The sequence below is a fragment of the Actinomadura rupiterrae genome (genome assembly GCF_024172125.1).
In the GTDB taxonomy this organism is placed as follows: domain Bacteria; phylum Actinomycetota; class Actinomycetes; order Streptosporangiales; family Streptosporangiaceae; genus Spirillospora; species Spirillospora rupiterrae.
On sequence record NZ_JAMZEA010000003.1, the window covers coordinates 400,337 to 417,290 of the forward strand.

The 16,954-nt window shown below is 69.0% G+C and carries 21 protein-coding genes; 12 read left to right on the forward strand and 9 right to left on the reverse strand.

What is annotated here, in order from left to right:
- The first annotated feature begins 55 nt into the window (after positions 1-55).
- A complete protein-coding gene (locus tag FHU30_RS10630; protein ID WP_253874539.1) occupies positions 56-1,231 on the forward strand; it encodes an MFS transporter in 1,176 nt (391 codons plus the stop codon).
- A 171-nt stretch (positions 1,232-1,402) separates the two neighbouring features.
- Entirely contained in the window at positions 1,403-2,578 is a 1,176-nt protein-coding gene (locus FHU30_RS46980; protein WP_253874541.1) for a thioredoxin family protein, read from the forward strand.
- Between the two features lie 7 nt (positions 2,579-2,585).
- On the opposite strand, the gene FHU30_RS10640 is transcribed toward FHU30_RS46980, so the two are convergent.
- The 6 genes from FHU30_RS10640 to FHU30_RS10665 form a co-directional block, all read right to left on the reverse strand.
- The gene (locus FHU30_RS10640) at positions 2,586-3,344 is read right to left on the reverse strand and encodes a Rieske (2Fe-2S) protein (RefSeq protein WP_253874543.1); all 759 of its coding nucleotides are present in this window, start codon (positions 3,342-3,344) and stop codon (positions 2,586-2,588) included.
- A complete protein-coding gene (locus FHU30_RS10645) occupies positions 3,341-3,928 on the reverse strand; it encodes an RNA polymerase sigma factor (protein WP_253874545.1) in 588 nt (195 codons plus the stop codon). The genes FHU30_RS10640 and FHU30_RS10645 overlap by 4 nt, the downstream gene beginning before the upstream one ends.
- Positions 3,929-3,965: 37 nt before the next feature.
- A complete protein-coding gene (locus FHU30_RS10650; RefSeq protein ID WP_253875296.1) occupies positions 3,966-4,874 on the reverse strand; it encodes a metallophosphoesterase family protein in 909 nt (302 codons plus the stop codon).
- A 5-nt stretch (positions 4,875-4,879) separates the two neighbouring features.
- Positions 4,880-5,305: a cupredoxin domain-containing protein gene (locus tag FHU30_RS10655; protein ID WP_253874547.1), complete on the reverse strand. Its 426-nt coding sequence runs from the start codon at positions 5,303-5,305 to the stop codon at positions 4,880-4,882.
- A gap of 67 nt (positions 5,306-5,372) precedes the next feature.
- Complete coding sequence (locus FHU30_RS10660; protein ID WP_253874549.1) at positions 5,373-5,687, reverse strand: DUF397 domain-containing protein; 315 nt, start codon at positions 5,685-5,687, stop codon at positions 5,373-5,375.
- On the reverse strand, positions 5,684-6,505 hold the full coding sequence (locus FHU30_RS10665) for a helix-turn-helix domain-containing protein (RefSeq protein ID WP_253874550.1): 822 nt from the start codon (positions 6,503-6,505) through the stop codon (positions 5,684-5,686). The genes FHU30_RS10660 and FHU30_RS10665 overlap by 4 nt, the downstream gene beginning before the upstream one ends.
- 165 nt (positions 6,506-6,670) lie before the next feature.
- On the opposite strand from FHU30_RS10665, the gene FHU30_RS10670 reads away from it, so the two are divergent.
- From FHU30_RS10670 to FHU30_RS10700, 7 genes are all read left to right on the forward strand, one after another.
- Positions 6,671-6,904: a hypothetical protein gene (locus FHU30_RS10670; protein WP_253874552.1), complete on the forward strand. Its 234-nt coding sequence runs from the start codon at positions 6,671-6,673 to the stop codon at positions 6,902-6,904.
- On the forward strand, positions 6,901-7,233 hold the full coding sequence (locus FHU30_RS10675; RefSeq protein WP_253874553.1) for a hypothetical protein: 333 nt from the start codon (positions 6,901-6,903) through the stop codon (positions 7,231-7,233). Before FHU30_RS10670 ends, FHU30_RS10675 begins: the two co-directional genes overlap by 4 nt.
- A 31-nt stretch (positions 7,234-7,264) precedes the next feature.
- Positions 7,265-8,182 (forward strand): hypothetical protein, encoded by a 918-nt coding sequence (locus FHU30_RS10680; RefSeq protein ID WP_253874554.1) that lies wholly within the window; start codon positions 7,265-7,267, stop codon positions 8,180-8,182.
- A 150-nt stretch (positions 8,183-8,332) separates the two neighbouring features.
- Positions 8,333-8,545: a hypothetical protein gene (locus FHU30_RS10685; RefSeq protein ID WP_253874555.1), complete on the forward strand. Its 213-nt coding sequence runs from the start codon at positions 8,333-8,335 to the stop codon at positions 8,543-8,545.
- Between the two features lie 162 nt (positions 8,546-8,707).
- Positions 8,708-9,628, forward strand: a complete 921-nt coding sequence (locus FHU30_RS10690) for a hypothetical protein (protein ID WP_253874556.1) — start codon at positions 8,708-8,710, stop codon at positions 9,626-9,628.
- Positions 9,629-9,890: 262 nt separating this feature from the next.
- Positions 9,891-11,129, forward strand: coding sequence for an IS256 family transposase (locus FHU30_RS10695; protein ID WP_372503872.1), 1,239 nt, complete (start codon positions 9,891-9,893; stop codon positions 11,127-11,129).
- A 468-nt stretch (positions 11,130-11,597) separates the two neighbouring features.
- Positions 11,598-12,326 carry a CPBP family intramembrane glutamic endopeptidase gene (locus FHU30_RS10700; protein WP_253874558.1) on the forward strand — a complete coding sequence of 243 codons (729 nt, stop codon included), beginning with the start codon at positions 11,598-11,600 and terminating at the stop codon, positions 12,324-12,326.
- An 83-nt stretch (positions 12,327-12,409) separates the two neighbouring features.
- On the opposite strand, the gene FHU30_RS10705 is transcribed toward FHU30_RS10700, so the two are convergent.
- Positions 12,410-12,955 (reverse strand): hypothetical protein, encoded by a 546-nt coding sequence (locus tag FHU30_RS10705; RefSeq protein WP_253874559.1) that lies wholly within the window; start codon positions 12,953-12,955, stop codon positions 12,410-12,412.
- Positions 12,956-13,039: 84 nt separating this feature from the next.
- On the opposite strand from FHU30_RS10705, the gene FHU30_RS10710 reads away from it, so the two are divergent.
- Positions 13,040-13,627 carry a dihydrofolate reductase family protein gene (locus FHU30_RS10710; protein ID WP_253874560.1) on the forward strand — a complete coding sequence of 196 codons (588 nt, stop codon included), beginning with the start codon at positions 13,040-13,042 and terminating at the stop codon, positions 13,625-13,627.
- A gap of 20 nt (positions 13,628-13,647) precedes the next feature.
- On the opposite strand, the gene FHU30_RS10715 is transcribed toward FHU30_RS10710, so the two are convergent.
- Both FHU30_RS10715 and FHU30_RS10720 read right to left on the reverse strand, forming a co-directional pair.
- Positions 13,648-14,004, reverse strand: coding sequence for a tetratricopeptide repeat protein (locus tag FHU30_RS10715; protein WP_253874561.1), 357 nt, complete (start codon positions 14,002-14,004; stop codon positions 13,648-13,650).
- A 50-nt stretch (positions 14,005-14,054) separates the two neighbouring features.
- Positions 14,055-15,470, reverse strand: a complete 1,416-nt coding sequence (locus FHU30_RS10720) for a glycerophosphodiester phosphodiesterase (protein WP_253874562.1) — start codon at positions 15,468-15,470, stop codon at positions 14,055-14,057.
- 135 nt (positions 15,471-15,605) lie between these two features.
- Here FHU30_RS10720 and FHU30_RS10725 point away from each other — a divergent pair, with 135 nt between their 5' ends.
- Positions 15,606-15,887: a hypothetical protein gene (locus FHU30_RS10725; RefSeq protein ID WP_253874563.1), complete on the forward strand. Its 282-nt coding sequence runs from the start codon at positions 15,606-15,608 to the stop codon at positions 15,885-15,887.
- Positions 15,888-16,017: 130 nt separating this feature from the next.
- Positions 16,018-16,953 carry a threonine/serine dehydratase gene (locus FHU30_RS10730; protein WP_253874564.1) on the forward strand — a complete coding sequence of 312 codons (936 nt, stop codon included), beginning with the start codon at positions 16,018-16,020 and terminating at the stop codon, positions 16,951-16,953.
- Position 16,954: the final 1 nt, after the last annotated feature.

A 16,954-nucleotide genomic window follows, 5' to 3' on the forward strand; every position in this document is an offset into this window, starting at 1 on the left:
TCGCCTCCCTGCGAAACATTAAGGGCGGCGGCCGGGTGCCCGGACACTTCGAACCATGCGGACCTACAGGGAGCTGTTCCGGTCGCCGGAGTACACGCCGCTGTTCGCGGCGGTCTCGGCGCAGTCGGCGGCGATGACGGTGAGCGGCCTCGCGCTCGGCACGCTGGTGTACGAGGTGACGAGGTCGCCGCTGGCGTCGTCGCTGGCGATGTTCGGGCCGTCGTTCGCGCAGCTCGTGGGCGCGACGACGCTGCTGTCTGCGGCGGACCGGCTGCCGCCGCGCGCCGCGCTCGCCGGGACCGGGCTGCTGTTCGCCGCGGTCACGGCGCTGCTGGCGGTTCCGGCGCTGCCGATCTGGGGGCTGTTCGCGCTGCTCGCGGTGCTCGGCCTTGCCGGGTCGGTCGGCGGCGGCGTCCGGTACGGGCTGCTCACCGACATCCTGCCGAAGGAGGGCTTCATCCTCGGCCGGTCGGTGCTGAACATGTCCAACGGGCTCATGCAGATCGGCGGGTTCGCGGCGGGCGGCGTCCTGGTGGCGTTCCTGTCGCCGCGCGGGACGCTGCTGGTCGGCGCGGGCCTGTACCTGGTCGCGGCGCTCGCGGCGCGGTTCGGGCTGGCGGCCCGTCCGCCGCGCGCCGCCGGGCGCCCGTCGGTCGCCGAGACCTGGCGAGGCAACGCGCGGCTCTGGGCGTCGCCCGCCCGCCGGTACGTGTACGTCGGGTTGTGGGTGCCGAACGGGCTGATCGTCGGGTGCGAGTCGCTGTTCGTGCCGTACTCGCCGTCCCACGCGGGCCTGCTGCTCGCGGTCTCGGCGGTCGGCATGCTCACCGGGGACGTCCTGGCCGGACGGTTCGTCCCGCCCGAGTGGCGCGAGCGGATCGGCCCGTACATGCGGCTGCTGCTCGCCGCGCCCTACCTGGTCTTCGCGATCGACCCGGCGCTGCCGGTCGCGGCGGTCGCGGTCACGCTCGCGTCGGTCGGGTACTGCGCGACGCTGCTGCTCCAGGAACGGCTGATGGCCGTCACACCGGACGACCTCCAGGGGCAGGCGCTCGGGCTGCACTCGTCGGGGATGCTCGCGATGCAGGGCGTCGGCGCGACCATCGCAGGCGGCGTCGCGCAGGTCACCGGGCCTGCGGCGGCGATGGCGGCGGTGGCGGCCCTGTCGGTCGCCGTCACGCTCGCGATCGCCCCCGGCCTGCGCCCGGCGATCGTCCCCGAGCCCGGCTGACCCCTCGTCGGCGCGAAGCCGGCCGACCCGCGTCGGCGCGAAGTTGCCTCGCCCGCGTCGGCGCGAGGTCGGTCGGCCCGCGTCGGCGCGAGGGTCGGCTGATCTCCAAGTCGTGGCCATTTTTCCCGCAGGTCCGGTATCAGCGGCCGGACGGGCGGAGATCACCGTACGGTGAGCGAGCAGAGCAACAGCGAGTACGACGAGCGGCTGTGGAACCGGGGCGACGTGGTCCTGCGGTTCCCGGCCGACCGCTCCGTGGGCGAGGTCCAGATCGTCGCCGTCGGCGACGAGGACGAGGACGTCGAGATCCGGGACGCGCGCGGCGAGGTGACCGTCCCGGCCGGGCACATGGTGTCGCTGGAGATGCCGGACGACAGCCCCGCGGGCGACCTGGCGTTCCTGGACGACCTGCCCGCGGACGCGCTCGCCGGGTTCGCCGCGTCCGGGGTGAACGCGGCCGGGCTGGCCCGGCTCGCCAAGCAGAAGGAGCTGTTCCAGGTCGTCCTGGAGGAGCCGGAGCCGGACGACCACGCGCTCGCGGGCCTCGCCGGGCTGTCGGAGCTGGAGATCCTCGGCATCGAGGACGACCGGAGCCCCGGTACCTGGTTCGAGCGGTTCGGCGGGTCCGGGCTGATGAACCTGGAGGTATCGCGGCCGCGGACCGACACCGACGCGCTCGGCGGGATCGGCGCGATCGACGCGCTCTACTCGCTGCGCCTGCTGTCGGACGAGCTGGACGGCGTCGGCCTGGAGGCGCTCGGCGCCCTGGACGGCCTGGAGTCCCTCACGATCTGGACGGACAGCACGCTCGAACCGTCCCATTTCACCTTCGCGGCCGACATGCCGGAGCTGGACGTCCTGGAGGTCAAGTCGGCCGACGGCGGCGACCTGCTCATGCCGGACCAGATGCTGGAGCTGCTCCGGATGCTGCCGGACGTGGAGATCAACGGCCTCTGGTACACCGCGGAGAAGCTGCCGTCGCTGACCGCGCGGGACATCGCGCACGTCGGCGACCAGGACGTCATCGCTATCGAGAACGTGGACGACTTCGACCGGCTCGTCGCGCGGGCCGGCGACACGGCCGTCCTGGCATATTTCACCGCGAAGTGGTGCGGACCGTGCAAGCAGTTCGGCCCGATCGTCGAGCGGTTCGCCGCCGACAACGCCGACCGGGTGATGACCGCCCGCATCGACATCGACGCGGCTCCCGAGCTGGCCGAACGCTACGAGATCCAGGGCGTCCCGACGCTGCTGGTGATCGTCCAGGGCGAGGTCGTCGCCGACCACGGCGGCTCCCTCCCCCGCCGCGACCTGGAGCACTTCGTCAAAAACGCCCTGGACGGCTGATGCGATGTCAGGCGCGTCCTGTGGAGTTCGGGACGTAGACCTCGACGTTGGCGGCGTTCTGCCGGACGGCCAGTCGCGGCAGCGGCGCGAGCGGCCGCTTGAACCGCTGCTGCAGGACGGCCCCGTCGAGCGAGAACAATGACTCGTGGCAGGGGCAGCGCAGCCCGTCCCCCTGGTGGAACAGCGCGCAGCCCTGGTGCGTGCAGATCCCGGATACCGCCTGGAACCTTCCATTCCGCCTGGTCAGGAATCCGGGCACGCCGCCCGCCTCGAACCGGCGCACCGCGCCCTCGGGCATCTCGGCGACGGCCGCGACCGGATGCCAGACGCCGTGCAGCGGCGTGAGATCGCTGTCCGGGGGCGCGGACGCAGCACCCCCGGACAGCGCGTGGTCGGCGACCGCGCCCGCAGCGGCCCCTCCCACGGCCAGCGCCCCGCCCGCCAGCAGGGCCCGTCTAACCGGCGAGCGCGGCGCGGGCGCCTTCTCCTTCGAGCCGCCCTGCGCGCCGACCTCAGCGTCGGCCTGTGTATTGACCTGCGCATTGACCTGCGCATTGACCTGCGCGTTGGCCTGCGCGTTGGCCTGGGCGAGCTTGCGGTGCAGGGACGTCACGAACTCCTCGCGGGGTGCGTCGGCCCCCGGACGGGCCGCGCGCAGCTCAATCGCGGCGCGCAGCTCCTCGGCCTCGGCCTCGGTCGGGCGGAACCGGCGCGGACGCCGCCCGCGCAGCAGGTCGCGGACGTGCCGGCGCAGGCCGTGGCTCATCGGGCCTCCCCCGGGTTCTCGCGGGCGGCGTCGGCCGCCAGCCGCAGCGCGCGGTGCTGCATGACCTTGGCGTTCCCGGTGCTCACGCCCAGCTCGGCGGCCGTCTCGCGGACCGAGTAGCCGTTCAGGAACCGCAGTTCGAGGACGCGACGATACCGCTCGGGCAGCGCGCCGAGGATCCGCCGGACGCGGTCGGGCGCGGTGCCGCCGCGGTCCGGCTCGTCCTGCGGGGGCGCGGGCAGGTCGGTGTCCTCGATCCGGGTGATCTCGCGGCCGAGCGTCCGCCGCCAGTGCGCCGCGAGGACGGTCCGGGCGGTGGCCGCGAGGTAGGCGCGCACCTCCTCGGCCGCCGCGCTGAGCCGCAGCGGGCCGAGCGCGGCGAGGAACACCTCGGCGGTGAGGTCCTCGGCGTCCGGGCGGTTGCCGACCTTGGCGAACATCAGCCGGTACACCCAGCGGACGTTGTCGTGGTAGACGGCCTCCCAGTCGGGATACGCCCCGTCCCGCACCAGGCAGAGGTGCACGCCGGCGTCGCGGGGCGGCGGGACGGCACCGCCGCCGCTGCCGCGGAGCCTGCGGCGCATCGCGGATCCTCTCTCCGACGCCACCGTACGCCCGTCCCTAGGCGAGTTTCTGGTCGCGGACGGCGAGACCCGCCCGTCCCCGGACATAGCCGACCTCGCGGATGCCGAGCGCGTCCTGAAGCTTCCCGGCGGGCAGCGTGACCGGCGCGGGCGCGGGCCCCTGGCCGGGCTTCGGCAGCGGGTAGGCCGTGGTCGTCGCGCTGTGGAACGTCACGTTCCCCTCGGTTTTCGTGAACAGCTGGTGGATGTGCCCGTTCAGGCACGTCACGGACGAGAACCGCGCGAGCATCTGCAGCACGCGCGCCGCGTCGTCCGTCCCCCAGCCCCACGCCGGATACAGCGCGAAGAGCGGGATGTGGCTGAACACCACGATCGGCGTATCCGAGTGCAATCCGGCGATGTCGCGCTGCACCCATGCGATCTGGTCTTCGCCCAGGTGGCCGAGCTTCTTCAGGTTGAGGGTGTTCACCAACCCGATGAAGTGGACGCCCTGAAGGTCGAAGCTGTACCAGCCGTCCCCGACCGTCCCCTTGCCGAACGCGGCCCGGTACTTCTGCCCCGCGTCGTCGATCGAGTCGTGCTCGCCGGGAACGAACACGACGCGTCCAGCCTTGAGCTCGGAGGTCATCTGCTTGACATGGTCGAACTGCGCGGGCGTCGCGAGATGCGTCAGGTCGCCGCTGTGCAGGACGAAGTCGGGCCGGTGCTTCAGCGCGTTGACCTGCTTGACCGCCCGGTGGAACGACCCGGCGACGTCGGTGTTCGCCGGTCCGGTGAACCCGATGTGGCTGTCGCTCACCTGGACGAACCGGAGCGTCGCGTCCTTCGGGAACGGATCGGGAGCGTCCGCGTCCACGACCCGGCTCACCACCTCGCCGCCCGCCACGGCCAGCGCCACCGCCGCCCCGAACCACGCGCCGTGCTTGATGAGCTGCCGCCGGTTCATCTCGATCACGGCGTCACCACCACCGTGCCGTGCATGAACGGGTGAATCGTGCAGATGTAAGTGAACGTGCCGGGCTTGGTGAAGGTGAACCGGAACGAGGCGCCCGCCACCAATGCGGGGGAACGTGGACCGCCGGTTGCGGAGGCGGTCACGGTGTGCGGGTCCTCGTCCCGGTTCGTCCAGGTGACGGTGGTCCCGCGCTTCACCGTCAGCTTCGCGGGCCCGAACGCGAACCCGCCGATGGACACCTCATTGGGCCCGGCCGCAGGCGGCGCCTGGGCGGCCGAACTCGACGGCATCTTCATGCCGCCCATCGGCGACGCCGCGGGAGCGGCCTTCCCGCCGCCACCCCCGCAGGCCACCGCCGCGAAAAGGATCAGTGCGCCCCCGGCGGCCAACCCCGCCGCCCGCGCCCCAGACGCCGCGTCCATCCACGCCCCCTCCAGGAGATCCCGCCGACTGCGGAACCCTCACAAGGAGATAGGCGAGGGGGTTACATCACCCCCGGGCGCGCGAGAGCAGCTCCGTCCAAGCGGACGCGCTCAACAGCAACTTCGGCCCCTCCGGATCCTGAGAATCCCGAACCGCCACTACAGCCGCAGCCCCCGCAACCTCAACACAGTTGCCTCCAGCGCCACTGTGCGAGCTCCTCTGCCAGGCAACGTCCCCAACCTCGACGCACTGACCACCGGTGTTAGTGCTGTGGGAGCTCGTTCGCCATGCGATGTCAGCGACCTCAACGCACTGGCCGCCGGTATTGCCACTGTAGGAACTCTTGCGCCAACGCGCCGCCGACCAATCAGCAGTGCTCACAGGGCCTCCAGTGCCTCGCGAAACAGCTTCAGGGAGTCAGAGGCGGATTTCGCCACTCCCCTGATCAGGTCGAAGCTTACTTCGTACTCCCGCACCGCTGGCCTGTGTTCCGTAAGCAGCCCTCCGACGTGCCCTTCGCTATAGGCAACGTTCGGTCCACTCTCGAACCCGAGGACAGAGAATGAACCCATGATGCCGGGATACGCCCCTGCCTCCATCGGAACGACCTGCACAGATACGTTGAACAGCTGTGATACCTCGATCAGGCGCTTGTACTGACCACGCATCACATCGCGATCCCCGATCCGCCGAAGGACAGCGCTTTCGTCGAACACCACCACCGTTGTCGGCGGCTTCTCACGTTCGAGTATTGCCGCACGCGCCATGCGCATCTCCAGAAGGCTTCGGGCCTTGTCCGGCGGGTAACTGATCTTCAAAATCTCGTAGGCATACTCGGGCGTTTGGAAGAGACCAGTGATGATGCTCGCCTCGTAGACGTGGACGACGGTCGCCTTCGCCTCCCGGGCCAGGAAGTCCGGGAAGCCTGGGGGGAGCAGGCTGAGGTCACGCTCCTCTTCGATGTCGTCCCAGTAACGCACGAAGGCTCCCGCACATGGGAAGAACGTGTCACAGTCCTCGGCGAACTTCCTGGACGGGATGTTCTTACACGCCTCGATCTGACCGACAAGCGAGGCGTCGTAACCGAGCCGTGCGGCCAGTTCAGCCTTGCTAATGCCCAACTGCTCGCGCCAAGCCGTCAGCTCGCGGGCAAATGCCCTGATCGCCCGTCCTTCGTAAGGCTCCCTACTAGCAGTCATCGCGTCTCCGTGTGGGGGTTTTGGGCGCGCGGTCTAGCGGCGGTCCAGCCTGGTCAAGTTGCCGGTCCAGTAGCGGTCCGTTGCGGTCTGTCGCCGAGCGTAGCCGAATGCGGAAAGCTTGGTGATGCACATCACGAACGACCGACACGGCAGACAAGGCCGCATATGAGCACCCGAACCATCAACGACGAGCAGGCATTGGACGCCCTGCGCCGCGAATACCCCGGTCACAACATCTGGCGGGCCCGTCGCAGGGACGGCCTGGCGGGCGACTGGTGCGCGACCCTCCTGAACCCGAACGAGGGCATCGACCCCACCGTCATCCGCAGCGCCGCCGACGACCTCTGGGACGAGCTGGCCCAGGAGCGCCGCCGCGCGCGGAACCGGGGCTCGCTGTGATCGCGCGCATCCCGTTCCCCGGCCGGCTGCGCCGCCGCTGGATGCGCTGGCACCTCAACCGCATCCGCGCGCACCTCCGCCGCGAAGGCTGGATCGTCGACCGGCGCTACAACACCCCGATCCCGCTCCTCCACGTCCGGTCACCATCCACTCCCCACATCGGCGAGAGCGTGCTGCTCCTCAAGAGCCGGCACGGCTGGCACTACCGCTCGTCCAACGGCGACTGCCTCGCGTCCCACCGCAACCCCGCCCTCGCCGCCGACCAGCTCAGCGCCATCCTCACCTTCTGGACCGGCACGACCCCCCACTCCCAAATCAACGCAAAGTAAACTGTCAGACACGAGAGGTAACGTCCCCCACATGCTTACAAGCCCCCACGAGGCGCTCCACCAGATCTTCCGCGAAGATCACGGCCTCGCCTCCCGCCTGTTCGAGCGGCTCTCCAAGTCGTCGCCGCCCCCGTTCGAGGACGTAACCGTCCTGAACACCGATCTCACCAGCATCAAGCTGGTCGAACGGCGCGCCGACACTGTCCTCATGCTCCGCGGCAAAGTCCGCGGGAAGGACCACATCCTCGTCTGCGAGGCCCAGCTCAACATCGACAAGGCCAAGCTCAGGAGCTGGCCGCACTACGTCGCCTACCTGCACGACAAGTACGGCTGCGATGTCGATCTTCTGGTCGTCTGCCAGAAGCAGAAGACGGCCGACTGGGCGAGGAACGTCATCAAGATCGGCCGCCTCAAGAAGCGTCCGACGCTGCGGCTCAACGCCTGGGTGCTCGGACCGGACAACGCTCCCAAGATCACGGACGCCGACGAGGCGTTGCGCGACATCTACTTCGCGACACTCTGCGCTATCACCCACGCGTACACCCCGGCCGCAGAGGTCATACTGAAGGCGCTGGCCTTGGCCTTCAACCCGTTGGAGGCCGAGACCCGCGACGTCCTGTACTACTTCGTGGCGTCCGGACTCGTCGAATCGCCCGCCCGCTTCGTCTGGAGAGAACTCATGAAGGACACGGAGACCTACAGCTACGCCAAGGACCTCGCCGACATGTACAGCCCCCTCGCCTACGAGGCAGGCGAAGCCGACGGCAAGGCTGAGGGCACGCGGAAGGCCAAGATCGAATACATCCTCGACATACTTCGCGTGCGCGGCGTCCCGTTGTCCGCCCACGACGCTGCCAAGATCAAGGCGTGCACGGACGAAGCCACGCTCGACCTGTGGCACACCAGGTCCGTCTCCGCCACCACGATCAAGGACGTCTTCCGCGACTGACCCCCGGCCGTCTCACGCTCTGAACATCGCTCGACCGTGCCTGCGCCGCGCCCGCAGCCACGTCGAGGCCGTTCACAATCGGCCCGGCCAAGGCCCTGGAGTTCCGTGAAGGACACAGAGGTCCACAACTGCGCGAGGGATCTCGCGGACATGTACAGCCCCCGGGCCTACGAGGAGGGTGTAGCCCGCGGAGAGGCCAAGTCCCTGGCCAAACCACTGCTCACCGTTCTTGAGGCACGGCGCATCCCGGTTCCGGACGACGTCGCCGAGGAGATCGCGAACTGCCCGGACGCCGACACGATGCTGGCCTGGCTGCGCCGCGCTGCCCTCGCCACCCACATCGCGGACGTCTTCCGCGTCTGAGCCCGCAGCTTGAGCTCCGAACATCACCCCGACCGTGGCTGCGCCGCGCCGCCCTCGCCGCCGGCCGGCTCAGCGCCATCCTCACCTTCTGGACCGCACGCCCCCTTCACCCACGCGCCCACGCAAAGTGAACTGTCAGACACGAGAGGTAACGTCCCCCGCATGCCGAAAGCCCCCCACGAGGCGCAGCACCGCATCATGCGCCGAGACCCTGACCTGATCCACCGTCTCGTCGGAAGGGACCATAAAACAGGCTTCACGCTGCGCCCGTACAAGTCCTACAAGATCCTCGACAGCGACCTCACCCAAGGCGAACCGCTGGAACGGCGAGTCGACACCCTCATCGGCTTCGAGGGCGAGGACGGTGCGCCGTTCATCGTCATCTGCGAAGCCCAGAGCAAGACCGATCCGAACAAACTGCACAGCTGGCCCTACTACGTCGCCTTCGTCCGGGCCAAGTACAAGATCGAGGACGTCTACCTCCTCGTCGCCTGCCGGGACGAAGAGACGGCCAAATGGGCGCGTATCGGGTCGGTGACCGGATGGTCAGCGGTCGGAAAGAAGTACTTCGTCACTCAGTCGACCCGGCCCTATGTGCTGGGCCCGACGAAGGTGCCCGAGATCACCGATGCGGGGGAGGCGGCCGAGGACATCATCCTGGCCGTGTTCGCTGCCATCACTCACGCACTGTCTCCGCAGGTAGGTGCGATACTGGAGGCGCTCGCAGACGCGCTCGCCACTCAGGACACCGAGTCCGCCCAGTTCTTCGCGCAGTACCTGAACGTCGCTCTGGAAGACACCGACGCACAAGCGATCTGGAGGGAACTCATGGCTCTCAAGGACCACCCCTACGCCAACGAACTCCGCGACCTCTTCGAAGAGCCCGCGCGCAAGGAAGGCCTCGCGGAGGGCAAGCGGAAGACCACGATCGAACACATCCTCACCGCGCTCCGCTCGCGCGGCATCCCGACGTCCAGCCACGACATCGCCAAGATCAAGGCCTGCACGGACGAGACCACCCTCGACACCTGGTTCACCCGGTCCATGTCCGCCACCACCATCAAGGACGTCTTCCGCGACTGACTTCCGAGTCGGAGCTCCGAACGACGCTCGACCGTGCTTGCGCCGCGCCCGCAGCCACGTCGAGGCGACTCACCCGGCCCGGCCAAGGCTCTGGCGTTCCGTGAAGGACACAGAGATCTACACCTGCGCGACGAATCTCGCGGAGATGCACAGCCCTCTCGCTCATGGGGACTGTAGAAATTTCGGTGTAACTCCTGAGGTGTAGGAGACACCTGTGACGAACGTGAGCAAGCCGGTTGATGGCGGTGAGTCCGCTGGTGAGGTGCCTTCGGCTGTGGCTGGGCAGGTTGCTGATCTGGTGGCGCAGTTGCAGGCGCAGGGTCTGCCGGTGTCGGGTGAGGGTGGGTTGCTGCAGCAGCTGACCAAGCTGGTGCTGGAGTCTTCGCTTGAGGGCGAGCTGGACGCTCATCTGGGCTATGCCAAAAACGATGCCGCTGGTCGCGGCAGTGGGAACTCCCGGAACGGGAAGCGGTCCAAGACGGTGCTGACCGAGGCGGGTCCGGTCCAGATCGAGGTGCCGCGGGACCGGGACGCCTCGTTCGAGCCGCAGATCGTGCGGAAGCGGCAGCGGCGGTTGGACGGGATCGACGGCATGGTGTTGTCGCTCAGCGCGAAGGGGCTCACGACGGGTGAGATCTCGGCGCATCTGGCCGAGGTGTATGGCGCGTCGGTGTCGAAGGACACCATCTCGGCGATCACCGACCGGGTGCTGGAGGGCATGGCCGAGTGGCAGTCGCGTCCGCTGGACGAGGTGTATCCGGTGGTGTTCATCGACGCGTTGCGGGTGAAGATCCGGGACGGCCAGGTCGCCAACCGCCCCATCTACCTCGCCCTGGGCGTCACGGTCGACGGGCAGCGCGACTTCCTCGGGCTGTGGGCCGGTGAGCACGGTGACGGTGAGGGCGCCAAGTACTGGCTGCGTGTCCTCACCGAGTTGAAGAACCGCGGTGTCAAGGACGTCCTGATGCTGGTCTGTGATGGGCTGAAGGGGCTGCCTGACTCGGTTGCTGCGGTCTGGCCGCAGACCGTGGTGCAGACCTGCGTGGTTCATCTGCTGCGCAACAGCTTCGCCTATGCCGGCAGGCAGGACTGGTCGAAACTCGCCAAGGATCTCAAGCCCGTCTACACCGCCCCGACCGAGGCCGCGGCGTTCGACCGGTTCGCCGAGTTCTCCGAGAAGTGGGAGCGCAAGTATCCCGCGATCGTCAGGTTGTGGACCAACGCCTGGGCCGAGTTCGTGCCATTCCTGGCCTTCGACGTCGAGATCCGCAAGGTCATCGCCACCACGAACGCGATCGAGTCCATCAACGCCCGGCTCCGCCGGGCCGTGAGCGCCCGCGGCCACTTCCCGACCGAGCAGGCCGCGATGAAATGCCTCTACATGGCGCTCATGGGACTGGACCCCACCGGCAAAGGCCGTGGCGCCTGGGTCCGCCGCTGGAAGCCGGCCCTCAACGCCTTCGACATCCACTTCGACGGCCGCCTGACCAGGAACAACTAACCCATCCAAGATCGACTTACACCGAAAAATTGACAGTCCCCGCTCATGAGGAGGGCGAGGTTCGGAACGTGGCCGAATCACTGCTCAGCGTCCTTGAGGTCCGGAACATCCCGGTCTCGGACGACATGGCTGAGAAGATCGCGAACTGCCCGGACGTCGACACGATGCTGATCTGACTGTGCGTGGCTGTCGTCACGTTGTGTGCTCACATGAGCGGTCGCTGTGAGATCAGTACTTGCCTGCGTTCGTTCAGCTCACCGTGCTGCAGCAAGTCCTGTTCGTGTGACTTGCGGTGAATAATTCTCCTGGTGGGGTGGTTGCTCCGCCGCGAGGAAAACGTCCGTGCGGCACGGGCGTCTCGCCGACCATGACCACCCGATGACGGAGCATCCGATGACCACACCTGCCACCCACGCACGCCCCGCCCCAGCGGGGCGGCGGCTGTCGTATCCGTTGTTCGCTGTGATCGTGCTGGTCTATCTGGCCATCATCCAGGGAGTCGGGGCGCTGGTGGGGGTGGACACCAGCGGCTCCAAGAGCCAGTTCCCCACCACCGAGGCGATCGTCCGCAACGCGCTGATCCCGATCGGGTTGTCGATCGTGTTCGCCGCCGCGGTGGTGACCTGGCTGGGCTGGTGGCCGCACGTGCTGCGCTACCGGGCCCCGGTGCGGCGCTGGGTCTGGTTCGTGCCGATCTCGATGCTGGTCGCCGGGGTGGTCGGGTTCAACTACGTCCACGCCGCCGACCAGAAGCTCGGTCTGGTGGTGTGCCTGCTGGTGCTGGGCGTGTTCGTCGGGGTCGGGGAGGAGTTGATGTTCCGCGGCATCGGCGTGCAGGTCTTCCGCCGCGCCGGCCTGAGCGAGGGCAGGGTGGCCCTGTACTCCTCGGTCGTGTTCGGGCTGGTGCACGTCAGCAACGCCATCGGCGAAGGGCCCCAGGCCCTGGCACAGGCGGCGATCGTGGCCACCTCGGGCTACTTCTTCTACCTGTGCCTACGCGTCGGCGGGACCCTGCTGCTGCCGATGCTGGTCCACGGCCTGTGGGACACCAGCCTGGTCTCCAACCTCATCGGGCCCGAAACCGGCGCGGGCCTGGGCATGCTGTTGCCCATCCTGCTCCAGGTCGTCCTGGTCATCGTCCTGCTCATCCGCCGCCACGCCATCAATCCGGCCCCCACCTCCGCACCCGCTGCGTGATCTCCTGGCCGGTCGCAAGGCCACCTGGACGACGTCGATGTCGCCGAGGGGTTTGCCCGAAGGCCGCGGGGAGCCGTTGATGATCACCTTGTCCGTTCGGTCTCTGCTCGGGCCAGGGTGACGCAGGCCTCGGACAGTTCGTTGACGAAGTTCGAGGGGATGGTCTGGCGTCTCATCAACTCGCCCAAGGAATCCGGCACGGTTCTCCAGGCGACCGGCTCGACCAGGTCTCCGTACTCTTCGGGGTTCTCGCCAGGGAGGCCGAGGGCGACGGCCATCCAGGGGAGGCACTCTGCCAGGTTCAGGTACTGCCACCACTCGGCGTCGCCCCAGCCGCCTCGCTCCAACACGTCGTCCCAGGCGTCGTGGCAGAGGTGGGTTACGACGTTGGGAACGCGCTCGATCGGTGGGCGGCCTTCGACCGGCACGGCCGCCATGGCCGTATGAACAGCGCGGATGCAGTGGACGACGAAGTCGAACCGGTTCCCGTCCACAGTACGGAGAGCCATGGTCTCGTCCGCTGGGCGAGCGAGGAACGCTAGGTCGATGATCAAGGGGTCGCCTGCTGGTCGTCGAGCCTGCGGAAGCAGGGTGCGGTACGTCCAGTCCCATCGTGCGCGCGTGTCCACGGGAGTCATCGTGTCAGTGGCGATGAGTTTTGGTGGGGGCGGTGGGTCTGTTGGGGGGTGGCGGAAACGGGAAGGGCTGTCGGTATGGGCAAGGTCATCGCGATGGAGCATGTGACGCTGGACGGGGTGATCCAGGCTCCGGCCCGTCCGGATGAGAACGCGCGGAACGGGTTCGTGCACGGCGGGTGGGCTGCTGAGAGGCAGGATCCGGCGATGCAGGAGGCGATGGGCGCGCGCATGTCGGACGCCTGGGCCCTGCTCGTCGGGCGCGTCACCTACGGCGATCTCTACGGCTACTGGCCCAAGCAGCCGTCGAATCCGATCAGCGACGCGTTCAAGCGCGTCCGGAAGTACGTGGTTTCGAGGACGTTGCGGGAGCCGCTGCCCTGGGACGGGTCGACGCTGCTCACGAGCGAGGACGACGTCGCGCGGGTGAAGCAGGCGCGGGACGAGAACCTGGTGGTCTTCGGCAGCGGTGTGCTCGTGCGGTCGCTTCTGCGGGCCGGCCTCGTGGACGAGATGGTGCTGATGGTCCATCCCATCGTCGTGGGTAAGGGCGAGCGGCTCTTCGCCGACCAGGGGGACGACCTGACCGCGTTCGATCTCGCCGAGTCGGCGGTGACCGGGAACGGGGTCTTCATCGGGACCTACACGCTGCGAGCCCGCCCCTGAGAGAGGCGGGCTCGCGTTCGTCAGGCGAGGTTGGCGGCGGTTACGGAGACTTCGATTTCTTCGGTGGGGGTTATGCCCATGGCGGCGGCCAGCTTGCGGTAGCGGGTGGCTTCCGCGGGATTGTTGCGGCGCTCCAGGGTGCGGGCCAGGGCCTCGTACGCCCAGCCGTTGCCCGGGTCGAGGTCGATCAGGCGGTGGAAGGCGTCCTCGGCGCGGCCGAGCTGGGCGCTGTGGAAGTAGGCGCGGGCGAGCAGCTCGGCGACGGCGCCGTTGCGGGGCTCGGCCTCGGCGACGGGGGCCAGGATGCGGGACGCCGAGATGTAGTCCCGGGCGTCGAAGAACATCCGCGCGCGCTGGAACTCGTCGTAGGTGGTCATCTGGGTCCTCCCGCTCTGTTGTTGAACCTTCAACCAGAGCGGGAGCGGGTTCATTCCACGGCGATGTCGCGGAAGGAGAGTTGCGGGCCGTCGTGGCCCGGACGGTTGATCCGGCCCAGGTAGAGGTAGTGGCCGCGGTAGGACGTGTCGGAGATCGTGGCACCTCGGGTGCCCGCTCGCTGGACTGTGACCGTCCATGGGGCGACCGTGATCGTCAGGCTTGCCGCTGTGGCGGAGCGGGTGATCGGCGGGGTGCGGACGGTCGTCAGGAGGCGGTGGTCCTTGTAGAGGTCCAGGTGGCCGTCCTGGCGCAGGACGAGATCGTAGCCGCGGGTGTGGGCGGTGAACGGGTCGTCGGTCGGCGCTGCGAAGTGGACGGCGGCGGCGTCGGCCCGGCGGGAGCTGAGGCGGTCGAAGCGGACGGTCGCGCGCAGCGTGTAGGAGCGTCCCAGGTAGGCCCAGCCCTGGCGGGTGTAGAGGTCGGCGCGGCCGTACGGGATCGTCCACCAGTTCGGGGCGGTGAAGCGGCCGCGCTGGTACTGGGTCATCGCGGCGGCGGTTTGGGTCTGGCCCATATGGCCCGGCGCGTACGTGCCGGTCGTGAACGGGTCGGTCGAGCGGCGGTAGCGGGTGCCGTGCAGGTAGACGGGGTCGTCGGTGTCGATGCCGCGGACGCCGAGCCGGTAGAGGTCGTCGCGGCGGGTCTGCGACTCGACGTTGAAGCACGCGACGATCAAGCCCTCGCGGACATATTTGGCGATGAGCGAGTCCGGCAGCTGGGAGTTGATCGAGACGCGCTGGATTCCGGCGCGCCGGACGGTGCGCGGAGAGATGGCCTCGCGCTCGGTGCCGATGAGGAACTGCGCGGTCATGCCGGCGCGGCGGGCCGCGACCGCATCTGACAGGGTGTTCGTCTGCATCTGGACGTGGCCCGTGAGGTGCCGCGCGACGACGTGCTTGATGACGAGGCGCGCCGCGCGGGAGTCCTTGGGATGCGCCAGGAGTTGCTTGCGTTTCGCGTACTTCGCCAGCACCTCGTCCAGGAAGAGCGGGTGCGTGTCGCGCGCGGTGCCGCCGAACCAGGTGTGCGCGTCGATCCGCAGCTTCTTGAACTGCTTGCTCGTGCGCGCGTCCACCCGGCCGTGGGACGGCGTGATGCGGTCGACCGAAAGGTCGTGCCAGACGCCGCCGACCCCGTCCTTGAGCACCTGGACGTCGAATTCGAGCAGGTCCGCATCGGGGTCGTGGATGCCCGACTCGAACGCGGCGGCCGTGTTCTCCGGCGCCAGGAACGACCCGGACGCGCGGTGCGCGATGAAGAACCGCTGCGGCAGCCGGAAGCCCCCTTCGGCGCTCGCGGCGGGTGTCCAGATTGGGACAAGCGCGACCGCGGTCACGGCGGCGACGAGGGGACGGCGCATGGCGACCTCGCAGGTGGGGAGCGTCTCGGCGGAGACCCTACTCACACCGGGTGATCCATCGATGACGATCAGGTGAACGCGGGCGTTCTGCCGGATTCATCGCCTTCGCCCGCATCGCCGCGCTTCTCCAGTTAGATGTGCTCACTTCCCCTCCGCACACCGCACCCCACGAGGAGCTCGATGCTCACGAAACTGCTCGTCACGGCGTCCGCCGGACTCGTCGCCACCGCCGTCGCCACCGCGCCCGCGAGCGCCGCGCCGTCCCCGACCGCGCCCAGGACGCCGGCGGTGACCGCCGCGCGCTGCCACTCGCACAAGGTGCACCAGCACTGGGAGTGCGTCACGCCCGGTTCGTACTGCCCGAAGGCCGCCCACCTGAAGTACGGGTACGCCTACAAGACCGGCAAGCGGTACCGCTGCGTCCGGTACACGAACGGCCAGTGGCGCTGGAAGCGCGCCTGAGAAAGCGCCGAACCACACCGCCCCGACCCGTCCGGGGCGGTTTCTTTATGCCCGCATCGAGCGGTCACGGCCGCTAGGCAAGGACGGTCGGCATGCATGATGGGACGTGATCGCAACCGAGGGGGCTCGCATGATCGAGAAGTCGGACGTCCGCGCCGCCGCCGCACGGATCGCCGGGCACGTCCGCCGGACGCCGGTCCTGGAGAGCGACGCGTTCGGCGCGCCGGTATGGCTGAAGCTGGAGCAGACGCAGCACAGCGGGTCGTTCAAGGCGCGCGGCGCGTTCAACCGCCTGCTGACCGCCATCGAGGACGGCACGCTGCCAGCGTCCGGCGTGGTCACGGCGTCCGGCGGGAACGCGGGGCTCGGCGTGGCCTACGCCGCGTCCACGCTGGACGTTCCCGCGCGGGTGTTCCTGCCGCGCAACGCGCCCGAGGTGAAGGTCGCCAAGCTGAGCGCGCTCGGCGCGGACGTGCGTCCGGTCGGCGACAAGTACGCGGACGCGCAGGAGGCCGCGCTCAAGGACGCCGCCGACACCGGCGCGCTGCTCTGCCACGCCTACGACCAGCCCGAGGTCTGCGCGGGTCAGGGCACGATCGGGCTGGAGCTGCTGGAGCAGACCGGCGGCGCGTTCGACACGGCGCTGATCGTGGTCGGCGGCGGCGGGCTGATGGCCGGGATCGCGACCGCGCTGGACGGCGAGGCCAAGGTCGTCGCGGTCGAGCCCGAGCGGTGCCCGACCCTGCACACGGCACTTGAGCAGGGCGAACCCGCGACCGTCGCGGTGTCGGGGGTGGCGTCGGACTCGCTCGGCGCGTCCCGGATCGGGGAGATCGCGTTCGCCGTCGCGCGCCGGACGGGTGTCGGTTCCGTCCTGGTTCCGGACGAGGCGATCGTCGAAGCGCGGCGGGCGCTGTGGGAGCGGCACCGGCTCGTCGCCGAGCACGGCACCGCCGCCGCCCTCGCCGCGCTCCTCTCCGGCGCCTACAAGCCCGCGCCGGACGAGCGGATCGCGATCGTCGTCTGCGGCGCGAACACCGACCCGTCCGATCTGGTGCGCCCGTGAT